Origin of the sequence: Algoriphagus yeomjeoni, from assembly GCF_003259505.1 — a bacterium.
Lineage (GTDB): Bacteria > Bacteroidota > Bacteroidia > Cytophagales > Cyclobacteriaceae > Algoriphagus > Algoriphagus yeomjeoni.
Window position 1 is genome coordinate 164,216 of sequence record NZ_QLLK01000009.1, and the last position, 12,437, is coordinate 176,652.

At 38.5% G+C, this 12,437-nt stretch carries 12 protein-coding genes; 8 read left to right on the top strand and 4 right to left on the bottom strand.

The features are described from left to right. Positions 1 to 48 precede the first annotated feature (48 nt). From LV83_RS15720 to LV83_RS15730, 3 genes are read right to left on the bottom strand one after another with little or no spacing between them, the layout of a single operon-like run. Entirely contained in the window at positions 49 to 723 is a 675-nt protein-coding gene (locus LV83_RS15720; RefSeq protein WP_111612505.1) for a DUF3575 domain-containing protein, read from the bottom strand. A 57-nt stretch (positions 724 to 780) separates the two neighbouring features. Beyond that, entirely contained in the window at positions 781 to 2,931 is a 2,151-nt protein-coding gene (locus LV83_RS15725; protein ID WP_111612506.1) for a cation:proton antiporter, read from the bottom strand. Positions 2,932 to 2,953: 22 nt separating this feature from the next. Next, positions 2,954 to 3,910 (bottom strand): calcium/sodium antiporter, encoded by a 957-nt coding sequence (locus LV83_RS15730; protein WP_111612507.1) that lies wholly within the window; start codon positions 3,908 to 3,910, stop codon positions 2,954 to 2,956. 194 nt (positions 3,911 to 4,104) lie between these two features. Between LV83_RS15730 and LV83_RS15735 the strand changes: the two genes are divergently transcribed. Further along, the gene (locus LV83_RS15735; RefSeq protein WP_111612508.1) at positions 4,105 to 4,686 is read left to right on the top strand and encodes a DsrE family protein; all 582 of its coding nucleotides are present in this window, start codon (positions 4,105 to 4,107) and stop codon (positions 4,684 to 4,686) included. Positions 4,687 to 5,128: 442 nt separating this feature from the next. Here LV83_RS15735 and LV83_RS15740 read toward each other — a convergent pair whose 3' ends face one another. Then, positions 5,129 to 6,415 (bottom strand): OmpA family protein, encoded by a 1,287-nt coding sequence (locus LV83_RS15740; RefSeq protein ID WP_111612509.1) that lies wholly within the window; start codon positions 6,413 to 6,415, stop codon positions 5,129 to 5,131. 171 nt (positions 6,416 to 6,586) lie between these two features. Between LV83_RS15740 and LV83_RS15745 the strand changes: the two genes are divergently transcribed. From LV83_RS15745 to LV83_RS15775, 7 genes are all read left to right on the top strand, one after another. Beyond that, complete coding sequence (locus LV83_RS15745) at positions 6,587 to 7,495, top strand: aminopeptidase (RefSeq protein ID WP_111612510.1); 909 nt, start codon at positions 6,587 to 6,589, stop codon at positions 7,493 to 7,495. Between the two features lie 10 nt (positions 7,496 to 7,505). Beyond that, positions 7,506 to 8,042, top strand: coding sequence for a hypoxanthine phosphoribosyltransferase (gene hpt, locus LV83_RS15750; protein WP_111612511.1), 537 nt, complete (start codon positions 7,506 to 7,508; stop codon positions 8,040 to 8,042). A 15-nt stretch (positions 8,043 to 8,057) separates the two neighbouring features. Beyond that, on the top strand, positions 8,058 to 8,630 hold the full coding sequence (locus LV83_RS15755) for an adenylate kinase (protein WP_111612512.1): 573 nt from the start codon (positions 8,058 to 8,060) through the stop codon (positions 8,628 to 8,630). Positions 8,631 to 8,702: 72 nt separating this feature from the next. Beyond that, entirely contained in the window at positions 8,703 to 9,698 is a 996-nt protein-coding gene (obgE, locus tag LV83_RS15760; RefSeq protein ID WP_111612513.1) for a GTPase ObgE, read from the top strand. A gap of 77 nt (positions 9,699 to 9,775) precedes the next feature. Then, the gene (locus LV83_RS15765) at positions 9,776 to 10,348 is read left to right on the top strand and encodes a nucleotide exchange factor GrpE (RefSeq protein WP_111612514.1); all 573 of its coding nucleotides are present in this window, start codon (positions 9,776 to 9,778) and stop codon (positions 10,346 to 10,348) included. 4 nt (positions 10,349 to 10,352) lie between these two features. Then, the gene (gene dnaJ, locus LV83_RS15770) at positions 10,353 to 11,468 is read left to right on the top strand and encodes a molecular chaperone DnaJ (protein ID WP_111612515.1); all 1,116 of its coding nucleotides are present in this window, start codon (positions 10,353 to 10,355) and stop codon (positions 11,466 to 11,468) included. A gap of 80 nt (positions 11,469 to 11,548) precedes the next feature. Next, a complete protein-coding gene (locus LV83_RS15775) occupies positions 11,549 to 12,436 on the top strand; it encodes a hypothetical protein (protein WP_245947074.1) in 888 nt (295 codons plus the stop codon). Position 12,437 lies beyond the last annotated feature (1 nt).

A 12,437-nucleotide genomic window follows, 5' to 3' on the forward strand; every position in this document is an offset into this window, starting at 1 on the left:
TCTTAAATGGTAGTTGGAAATTGAAGTTATGGACTGTTTGCTTCCCTGTTATCTTTTCTGTGGAAGAATTCCCACTTTTATACCCAGAGTTAAGTGTGGGATGTTATCCCATCTATTGAATCGGTATCGGTCAGCAGTTAAAAAATTTTCATTTAATTCATCTCGTACTTGATTTGGAGAAATATCAAGCGCATTCACTAGTCGATATCTTGAGCGAATCCCTATCCCTAAATAGGAGTCTAGTGAAATGTTTTCGGAGACAAATTCTTGCCGCCCAAATTTTAACCCAGTTCCAAAAATCTGAAAATCAATGTGAGCTCTGTCATACCAGATTTTATTGCTGTTAGTAACATAATAATCGTCGGTTCGAATAAAATCCTTACTCACAAAAAATAATTCAACCCCCCAATAGTTCTTTTTAGAATAGAATTTCAATTCGTTCTTTGTTCGCCACATAGAGAATTGTTCGTTTTTCCCTCTACCCGAAGGAATACCAAAAAGCCCCGCGTTCACTCCTAGTTCTGTCTGAATGCTAAATTTGGGGCTTAAAAAGTATTCGATTCCTCCTTGAATAATAATAGTCTCAGGTTCCAAAAGTGCCATTGGCGAAGTCTTTATCAACACTCTTTTGTCGAGCTCAAGAATCTGTTGAGCAAAGTTTATCGAAGACAATAGCCCAAAAAATAGAAGAATTACAATTCTTAGCAAATAGCATGATTTCATAACAAGGCTAAATTAACTAGGAATTACTATTTCTTCTTTTTCCAACTAATTAAATTTTTATTTCCTTCTAAATAGCTTGTTGATCAATCTGCTGGTGTAATCAAATCGCTCAATAGGGCCAATTAGGGAGCCATGTATCATTTCCATTCCGTCCATTCCTGCGAATTTGGGTTGGTTGGGATAGATTAAGATAAAGCTATTATGCTGCAACCATGTATTGATTAAGCTTGGGACTTGCTCAAGTTTTGTATGGTAGGAGATAGTACCTTTTCTACTTAATACCATGATTAAGTTATCATCTGGCTTGAGATGAATATTTAGGTTTGAAAGCTCTTCCCAATCTGGGAAAGCGCGAAAATCAACCCTGATTGGGTAATTTTTTAGGATGTCGGCTAGATATTCCCTTGTTTCAGGTGCTACGTAGAAAATAATACGTGCTCCGGTATTTCTCGCAATATTCCAGACTTTGACCAGCCAAAACGGAAAACCTAACTCTTTTTCTGCATTTGGAGGCACAAGAATCAAATGTCTCTTGTGCGTATCAAAGGGTTGATGGGATTTGTAAATAAACGTCGTTGTATTCGATTTGCTTAGCAGACCTTCAGTGAGATTTCCCAGGAAGCTGTCGTCCATACCTTGTTTTTCATGAAGTCCCAAGACCAAATCGGTAATCTTATTTTCATGAATTACTCCAGTGATTCCTTGCTCGACATTGGTGTCATAGCGAAGTAGTTCGATCAGAAAATGGTCAGTGGCTGATGCTGTTTCACTTGCTTTGTTTAGAGTTTTTTGAGCTTTCATTTCCGCAGCAGAATCCTGCAGATCAGTATTGATAATGCTCAAAGCATACATACTACTTTTTCTTTTCGGAGACTGGAGCAAGATACTTAGATTGATAAGTTCATCTGAAGTTTCCTGATTTCTAACAGGAATAAGGATGCGCTCGGGAGTTTCTTTTTCTTCATTTATATCGTCAATAACCGTTTCGGCTAGCGCAATATTCTTAGCGCCCTTTTGAGCTTCCAAAGATGCAATGGTACATGTGATAAGTATCATGATGATTGTCCCATTCAAAATAGATCCGGATAAAAGTCGGGTAGGTTCACCTAAATCATCAAAACCTAAAAATGTGTTATATCCAATGATTACTGCTGCCAAAGTCGCTGCTGCTTGTGCATTGCTAAGCCCAAAAATAATTCTCCGCTCATCTATGGTGAATTTGTATGTTTTTTGAGTTGCAAATGCTGCCAGCCATTTGGCAGAGATAGCAATTGTTGTCATCACAAACGCTACCCAGATCGTTTCCCAACTCTCGAAGAAAACCCTAAAGTCGACCAGCATTCCTACTCCAATTAGAAAAAATGGAATGAATATCGAGTTCCCTACAAATTCGACCCGATTCATTAAGGGAGAAGTGTGAGGAATCAGGGAGTTGATGGATATACCGACAAGGAATGCACCAATTATGGCTTCGATTCCAGCCAATTCTGCCAATGCGGCACCCAGAAAAACCAGAACTAATACAAAAATATATTGGGAAGAATTATCTGAATATTTTTTAAAAAACCATCTACCTAGCCTCGGGAACCCAAAGATGATAATTAAAGCAAATGTGGTGATGGAGAGTATAAGTTTAAGCCAAAATGCTGTATTTACTTCGCCTTTTGTAGACCCAATTATAATTGCTAAAATCAATAGAGCCAACGTGTCTGTGATCAATGTGCCTCCGACGGTAATATTCACGGCTCGATTTTTTCCAATTCCCAATTTTGAAATTAAAGGATAGGCTATCAGGGTATGCGAGGCAAACATACTTGCAAGCAAAACTGAGGAAATCAATGACAAATTAAGAAGATAAAGTCCTGAAATGATTCCTAATGTCATGGGAATCATGAAAGTATACATGCCAAAAACTAGACTCTTATTCCTGTTTTTCTTAAAGTCTTGCAAGTCAATCTCTAATCCTGCTAGAAACATGATATAGAGTAGCCCAGCTGTTCCAGAAAGGATAATTCCACTATCGCGTTCAATCAAGTCAAAGCCATTTGGACCAACGAAGGCTCCAGCTATTATTAACCCTAGCAATGGAGGGATTTTAATTCGATTTAATAGGATGGGAGCAAATAGGATGATCAATAAAATCAATAGGAATTTGATCACCGGATTGGTAATGGGCAATTCGGATGAAAAAATCGATTCTATGATCATTTTAAGGGATGTTAATAACTATTCAAAGTTCCATACTAACCAAGTAGGTAGTATATCCAAGGTATGTAAATAGTAGAATGGCAGCCTCCCATCTATCTAAGCTTTTTCTTTTGCCAGTGAACATGGCAATAAATAGAAAAAGTGTGCCACCCAAAAGAAGATAGATATCTGTGTTAAATGAAAGTTGATATGTTAAAGGGTTAATGATGGAGCTAACACCCAGGATCAAGAAAATATTAAAAATGTTAGAACCAATGATATTGCCTATAGCGATATCATTGTTTTTTTTCATACTTGCTACTACGGAGGTAGCTAATTCAGGTAGGGATGTACCGGCAGCGATGATGGTGAGCCCGATGATTTTTTCACTCACTCCTAAACTGTTTGCTATTGCAACTGCATTGTCCACCACTAATTTTCCGCCCAGTACAAGACCAGCAAGCCCACCAAAAATCAGAACCCAGATTTTTAGATTTGAATAGACTTTTTGCTCGATTTCTTGATTAGGAGGTTCTGATTTTAGTTGCGTGAAAACATAATAGAGAAATGCTGCAAAACATACCAGCAGAGCAAACCCTTCAATCAGCGATAAACTCGTTTCAGTTCCAGAAAAATAGTTATTGGCCATCAGCAATAGGATGATAGCAGCTAAAAAAGAAAAGGGAATCTCTTTCCAGACAGAACTAGATTGAACGGATAGTGGGGTGATTAATCCGGCTATGCCAAGAATGACAAAGAGATTAAAATTGTTTGATCCAATTACATTTCCGAAAACTATATCTGGATACCCTCCCGAGGAAGCAACTGAGTTGACGACTAGTTCTGGGGCAGATGTGCCAAAAGCAACTATCGTCAAACCAATGGCTAAGTCCGAAACCTTGTATTTTTTTGCTAATACCGATGCGCCATCTACTAGCCAATCAGCACCCTTTACTAACAGTAAAAGACCGGCAATAAGAATTATACTTTGAAGAATCATAGCTTGATTGATTTTTATTTTAAAGCATAACGCTTTAAAAAATCAATCAAAAGTAGAATGAAAAATGTGGGTAATTTCATGCTGTACCAATAAATATTTTTAGATAAAATACGGACTGTTTTTATCCTACATTTTAAGATTGCTTTGTTATTTTTATTTGATACTTTTCCTAAGACTCTAAATAACAAAATATTATGAAACTATTTTGCTTAGTATTATTACTCGCTTTTACTTTTTCAAGTGGCGAATCTTTGGCTCAAGACAATATGCCTCCACATATCAAGGAAAGTATTACTTATCCAGTCCTGGATTTTCATCCTTGGGTAGGAGTCGTGCCAGTTGTCAACCCGGCTATGACCTATGATTCTAATCTTGACTATAAAGTTGCACTGGACTTGTATGGAAAAGTGAAGGATTCTACAGCAATCAACCCTGCTATTTTGGAAGTAGCTCGGACTTATAACCTATCTATTGCAAATGGAGTACCTGCTGAAAAGATTCATTTAGCTGCAGTAATCCATGGAGGATTAGTACAGGCTATTTTAAAGGAAGAAGACTACCTGACTAATTATGGTCTACCTAACCCTAATTTGATTGCCTTAAAAGCTCTTGAAGAAGTAGGAGTTGAATTTTACGTTTGCGGTCAAAGCATGGCGTTCTACAACTTGAAAACTGAGAATATTACGCCAATCGTCAAAATGGCGATATCAGCAAAGACCACCTTTATCATGTTAGATCAGATGGGATATTCTTATCTCAATGTTAGTGATGATTAATTTATTTCAAGAATATTTTAAGGCATATTCGACGTTTTGTCGACTATTTTTTTGCTAATCCTTCCGATCTCAACGCCCTTAAATGGATTGTGCTTCCATCTAGAAGATATTTTAGATAGTGATTTATTCATACTATCCCGATTAAACGCTTTTAGGACTAAAATCAGTGCTAATAAAGTGGTTTCAGGTATTTCACTTATACAAGGTGAGGGAGATTCTACAATTATGTTTACATCATTTAGCCTTAGTTAGAGCTCGATAGTTTAAGATGAAAAATCTGATTGGATTAAACTATAAATGGGTTTTGGGTTATAGAATGAAATACGCTTCAGAATCAATTAGAAGTTTCCAATAGGTAAAAAGTAAAAAAATAGGTTTTACCTCAACAAAAAAGGGGTTCGATATACTATCGAACCCCTTCATTTTATGTATTAAGTGCTAATTACTTCACTTCGAAACTAGCTCTTCTAGCCATTTGTCTTGCATCAGCAGATGACTTATCTACGCTAGTATCTTCGCCATATCCTTTGTAAGATAATCTTGAAGCGTCAACTCCAGAAGCTACTAAGATGTCATAAACAGACTTAGCTCTTCTTTCAGAAAGTTTCATGTTGTAATCTTCAGGGCCTAATTCGTCGGCATAACCTTTGATTTCAACACTTACACCTGGATTCTTCTTCAAGAAGTTAGAAACATAATTAGCTGCGCTAGTAGAGTATCCAAGTGGCTTATCGCTATCGAATGCATAGTAAACGTTTACATAACCATCGTTGATAGCTTTCTTGAAGAAATCGATTTGCTCTTGTACTTCTTCAACTGGGCATCCGTTAGTTGATGCTGGGCCAGGAAGGAATGGACACTTATCCATATGATCAGGAGTACCGTCACCGTCAGAATCTAAAGTCATTCCAGCAGAATTAACTCTTGCTCCAGCTGGAGTATTAGGCTCCTTATCCAAATAATCAGGAACGCCATCACCATCAGAATCCTTCAACATATCTTTGATTCCGTTGATTTGAGTTGCAAGTTCTTCTTTTGTAGCATACTTATCAGCTGCGATGTACCAGTCAGCATGCTCTTCATTACCTCCGATATAGAATTGAAGTCCAAGTGTACCAGTCCACAAAACACTATTAGCTCCGAAGAAACCATTATCAATAGCTGGACCAACAGGAGTAGATCCATCCCAAGTAACAGTTTGACGGCCATTCATGATTGCACTGATGTCACCATACAAAGCAACACCTTTACCTAATTTCAATTGAGGTGTAATACCTACCATTAAATTGTAAACATCATCATCAAAACCAGCAAATTGATTTTCTTGAGGTTTCACATTACCGATACCACCACCAAAGTGGCCAAGTAAGCCTAGAGATCTGGTGAATGATTCGAAGTTCATGATTCTACCAAGGTTAGAAACCATTTGTAGGTCTAAACGGAAGTATTTGGTGTCAAAGGAACCCGTGATAGCGTCCTCGTTACCTGCTTCCTTTACGGATCCGAAACCGTAATCCAGTTTCAAACCAAATTTCTCATTGAACATGTACCTAGCACCGAAATCGATGTGACCTAGATTAAGAGTAGGGGACAGAAAACCTCCTGCTAATGGTGCCATAGGTTTGTTAAAACCTCCGCCAACCTCGAGAGAGAATTTGTCGAATTCCTGTGCATTTGCTCCGAATGCGAGACCGCCTGCGATAATTGTTGATAGTATTAGTTTTTTCATAACAAAAAATTTTTGTTCAAATTTTAAGTGTTGATTGATGTGAATACAAATTTATAAACTTTTAATTTACTGCAAATCTAGCTGAAATATTTAGAACCCACTGAGGATAAAAAATAAATTCCAGTCTTTTTTCAAATATAACGTCAAAATATTAACATAATTTATGCCATAATGAAATTTTTATTCGAAATCCTTAAACAAAATAGTGTTTCGGGAGATGAATCTCAAACGTCTGAATTCATATTAAAGCATATAGACCAACGGAAGAAAAGTTGGAAAGTTTTACCAGAGATCTATTCAGGTGAAGATTTTCATGATTGTATTTTGTTGAAATTCGGGGAACCTAGAACTGCTGTTTTTGCTCATATTGATACTATTGGTTTTATGTCAAGGTATAATAATCAGTTGATTAGCATAGGTGGTCCTGAAATAATTGAAGGTGCTATTTTGGAGGGGAGAGACTCTTTGGGAGAAATATCGTGTAAAATATCTGGTGACGAAAATAATATTTCACATGATTTTCCAAGGGGAATTGAGCCAGGTACACGGCTATCTTTTGCTCAGAATATAAGAGTAGATGAAGAATTTATTCAAGCAGCATATCTGGATAATAGATTGGGAGTTTATGCTGCTTTAAAACTTTGCGAAAATATTTCCGATGGTTGGGTGGTATTTTCCACATATGAGGAACATGGTGGAGGGAGCATGCCTTTTTTACTCAAGTTTATTCAGGAAACTTTTCCCATCAAGCAGGCATTGATATCTGATATTACTTGGATTACAGAGGGTGTACAATTTCACAATGGTGTAGTAATATCCATTCGCGATAAATTTATCCCGCGCAAAAAATTTATTGATAGAATTGTAAGCCTTGCTAAGGATAGTGGTATTCCTTTTCAGCTTGAAGTGGAGGAGTATGGCGGAAGTGATGGTAGGGAAGTGCAATTTTCACCGTATGCAATTGATTGGTGTTTTATTGGAGCAGCCGAAGAAAATGTACATTCTCCAAATGAGAAAGTCTCTTTGGTGGATTTTGAAGCAATGCTCGAAATTTATCCATACCTAATGGAAAGACTTTAAAAAGACTGAAATGAGTATCGTTATAAAGGATAAGGAATTTGAAGTTTATTTGAGTGCTGATGAGATTAGCCAAAGAAATTCAGAACTCGGGCAAGCAATAAGCCGGGGTTTCGCAGGAGAAGAGCTGATAGTTGTCGGCATCTTAACTGGTGCTTTTGTATTTATGGCTGATTTATGCAGGCAAATTGATTTGCCTATTTCTACCTCATTTATAAGAGTGAGTAGCTATGCAGGAACAGAATCAACAGGAAAAGTGCGCTCTGTGTTGGGTTTGGAAGAAAAGATTGAAGGCAAAAATGTCCTGATTGTAGAGGATATAGTAGACACAGGAATCAGCATGGATTATTTATTAAAGTCACTTTCTGACCTCAATCCAACCAAAATTTCCATAGTTACGCTACTTCACAAACCGGAGGCTTTTCAGTTTAATTACGCCTTGGATTATGTGGGTTTTGAAATTCCCAATAAATTTGTGGTTGGTTACGGCCTTGATTACGATGGTTTGGGTAGGAATCTACCTGATATTTACCAACTCAGTACTCCTTAAATAATAGACTTACTAATGTATAACATTGTATTATTTGGTCCTCCGGGTGCAGGCAAAGGCACTCAAAGTGAAAAATTGATTCAGAGATATGGTCTCACTCATTTATCAACTGGAGATCTTTTCAGAAAGCATCTTGGAGAGGGTACAGAACTGGGCCAGCTCGCTAAAAAGTACATGAATGAAGGTAGATTGGTTCCTGATGAAGTGGTTATTGGAATGGTAGAGGATAAAATTAATGAGACCAAAGATGCTAAAGGGTTTATTTTTGACGGCTTCCCACGCACAACAGCGCAGGCAGAGGCACTAGATGAAATGCTGGCAAAACACGATCTTGCAATCAATGGCATGATTGCACTTGATGTGCCAGAAGAAGTGTTGAGGGTAAGAATAAAAGAGCGTGGTAAAACTTCAAACCGAGTAGATGATCAAGATGATGAGAAAATCAATACACGTATTAAAGTGTACTTAGATGAGACTCTTCCAGTAGCGGATTATTATGCTTCACAAGGGAAACTTCAGAAAATCAATGGCGTAGGAGAGATCGATCAGATCTTCTCAGACATCACTTCAGTGATTGATAGCTACTGATTGCCTTAAATTCCCTAATTTTGCAAATCATATTTGGCTAGGCTAGTAAGCTTAGCCTTTTTCTTTATAAAAATGGCTGATTCAAATTTCATAGATTACGTAAAGTTCTGTTCCAGATCAGGCGCAGGCGGACCAGGATCGACACATTTTCGAAGAGAAAAACATGTGCCTAAAGGAGGTCCAGATGGTGGTGACGGTGGTAGAGGTGGGCACATTATCGTAAGAGGTACTACCCAAGTATGGACTTTACTCCATTTAAAATACAAAAAGCATGTAATCGCTGAGGCTGGAAAAAGTGGTGAGGGAGGAAGGAGAACTGGTGCTGACGGCAAGGATATGATCCTGGAAGTGCCACTTGGCACCATTGCCAAAGATGCTGAAACTGGAGAAAAGCGATTTGAAATCACTGAAGATGGTCAAGAGGTAGTGCTTACTAAAGGTGGTAGAGGAGGATTGGGCAATGATCATTTTAAAACTTCAACCAATCAAGCACCTCATTATTCACAGCCTGGCGAAGAAGGAATAGAAGAATGGATTATTCTCGAGCTAAAGCTATTAGCAGATGTTGGCTTGGTCGGATTCCCAAATGCTGGTAAATCCACGCTACTTTCTTCTATCTCTGCAGCGAGGCCAGAGATTGGCGATTATCCATTTACTACCCTCGTTCCAAATTTGGGTGTGGTAGGCTACAGAGGAGATCAGTCTTTTGTGATGGCTGATATTCCGGGTATTATTGAAGGAGCCGCTGAAGGTAAAGGTTTAGGTATACGTTTCCTTCGCCATATCGAGCGTAACTCTATTTTATTATTCATGGTGCCTGCGGATGCTGCTAATATTGGTGATCAATACAGGATTTTACTAGGGGAACTAGAAAAGTACAACCCAGAACTACTCGATAAGCGAAGACTCCTTGCAATATCTAAAGCAGACATGTTGGATGAAGAGCTGGTAAAAGAAATGGAAAAGGAAGTGCCAGAAGGCATTCCCCACGTGTTCATCTCATCTGTCTCCCAATACAATCTTGACAGGCTCAAAGATCTAATCTGGCAGGCTATACACGAGGGGTAAGGTGTCAGTTTGTCAGAGAAAGTGCTGTGGCAACAATATTGTTGCAGGGTCAACGCCAACTATTGTCTATTTCAATTATGACTAATAAAGAACAAGTGGATCAAGAAATGAATCTTAAGGACGAGAATGTCAATGAAGAAACGGTAGAAAATACTTCTCCTGAGGTGGAAATTGAAGAGGAAGTATCTCAAACTGAATCAGAAGAGAATAAATTGGAGTATGAAGTAGCCGATCTAAAAGATAAATACCTTCGTCTCTATTCAGATTTTGAGAATTATAGAAAAAGAACCGCTAAGGAGCGATTGGATTTGATTTCCACAGCTTCTGAGGATGTTATTAGGGATCTTATCCCTATTGTAGATGATTTTGAGCGGGGTTTAAAAGCTAGTGAAAATGAGGCTGAAGGTGCTAAGGTAAGAGAAGGGAATCTCCTAATTTTTCAGAAATTAGGTAAAATACTTGGTTCAAAAGGCTTAAAGCCAATGGATGACTTAGTAGGAAAGCCCTTCGATCCCGAGACTCAGGAAGCAATCACTCAAATTCCTGCACCTAGCGAAGAATTGAAAGGTAAAGTAGTTGATGTAATCGAGAAAGGTTACCTATTAGGAGATAAAGTAGTGCGCTACGCTAAAGTGGTGACAGGAGCATAATATTATGGCGAAAAGAGATTATTACGAAGTACTTGGAGTAACAAAGTCCGCATCTGCCGATGAAATAAAAAAGGCGTATCGGAAACTAGCGATTCAATATCATCCGGATAAAAACCCTGACAATCCAGAAGCTGAAGACAAGTTCAAAGAAGCAGCTGAGGCTTATGAAGTGTTAAGTAACCCGGAGAAAAAGCAACGTTATGATCAATTTGGTCATCAAGGAGTAGGTGGTGCCGGAGGATTTGGCGGAGGCGGAATGAATATGGATGACATCTTTTCACAGTTCGGCGATATTTTCGGCGGCGGTGGCGGTGGAGGCTTCGGTTCATTTTTCGGCGGCGGCGGCGGTGGTCGACGAACAAAGAAAGGAACCAATCTCCGTGTGAAGATGAAACTAACACTTGCTGAAATTGCTAATGGTGTCGAGAAGAAGATTAAAGTGAAGCGCCATCTGATTGCTGATGGTGTGACTTTTAAATCTTGTTCTGCCTGCCAAGGCTCTGGACAAGTGAAGAAAGTAGTCAATACCATGCTGGGACAGATGGTTTCGGCAAGCACCTGTGGTGTTTGTGGAGGAAGTGGTCAGATAGTCGATAAAAAACCTGCGGATGCTGATGCAAGAGGTCTCATTGTAAAAGAAGAAGTTATTTCTATCAATATTCCAGGAGGTGTGGCTGAAGGAATGCAGCTTAGCATGTCTGGAAAAGGTAATGAAATTCCAGGTGGAATTGCTGGTGATCTTCTTATTGTGATTGAGGAGATTGAAGATAAGGTTCTTCAGCGTGATGGAAACAATGTGATTTTTGATCTATATGTTTCATTTGTGGACGCAGCTTTAGGAGCTTCGATCGAAGTACCAACAATAGAAGGAAAAGTTAAAATCAAAATAGAGCAAGGAACCCAAAGTGGTAAAATGCTTCGATTAAAAGGTAAAGGCATTAAGGATATCAATGGGTATTCCAAAGGTGATCAGCTGATCATGGTAAATGTGTGGACTCCTACGCATTTATCTAAAGAGGAAAAGGAAGCGCTGGAAGGGCTTAGGGATTCAGATAATTTCAAACCGGACCCAGGGAACAGCGAAAAATCCTTTTTTGATAAAATGAAAGAGTTCTTTTAATACAAAAAAAGCCGGAAGCAATTCTGGCTTTTTTTATATTTTTAAAAAACCTTTTCAAAGTCGCCTCGTAACCTAACCGTATGCTTAGAAAATTGTGTCTGCTTTTCCTGATGATGATTGGATGGGTAGCTGTGGGTAAGGCGCAACTCGTCAAAGAGTTCAAGGCGACAGAAAGAAACGGTTTTGATATGGTTGCTCTAGAGTTTACTTCTTATAAAAGTACAACTCAACTTAAAAGAACTAAATCTTCCGATCCTGTCTATATTCATGGACATCTTAATCAAACGAATATCCTTCCTGTATTTTCTCAGAAGGTATCAAATAATGTCCTTCAGACATCCTTGATTCACAAGAATGTGGAGTCTGAAAACTTAGGGAAAAGCATTACCTCGAAACTTTTTTCGGGTTCCTCTGATTATTTTGATCATAGCTGGAATGTAGCCCTAAGCACCAATTTCCTGTATCATCTGGATTTCAATTTGGGTATGGGCAAGTCAGACTTAGATTTAGCGAATCTCACCATTAGCCAGTTGAAAGTGAAAAGTGCTAGTGCAGATGTGCTGATACATTATGGTAGCGAGTCACCTAATCAGGTTCAAATGGATACACTGTTGGTGACCCTCAACATGGGATCTGTAGTCGTTTCCAATGCCAACTTCACGAATGCCAAACGAATGATATTCGAAGTGAATTATGGTAAAATTGATTTGAATTTTTCAGATGGGATGCATAATGCTAGCCATGTAATCGCGGCAGTAGGTGCAGGTACGCTTCATTTGCGTTTGCCTTCAGACTCTTTTCCAATCAAAATAAAAATGCGAACAACGGCGATGTGTAAAACTACCTTACCGAAATATCTAAAAACCTTAGAAAAAGGAACTTACATCACGAAAGGATACAAAGCGGATGACCCAAGATTAATGGAATTGATCATTGATGTAGGAGTGGGTTCATTAACTGTAGAATAAT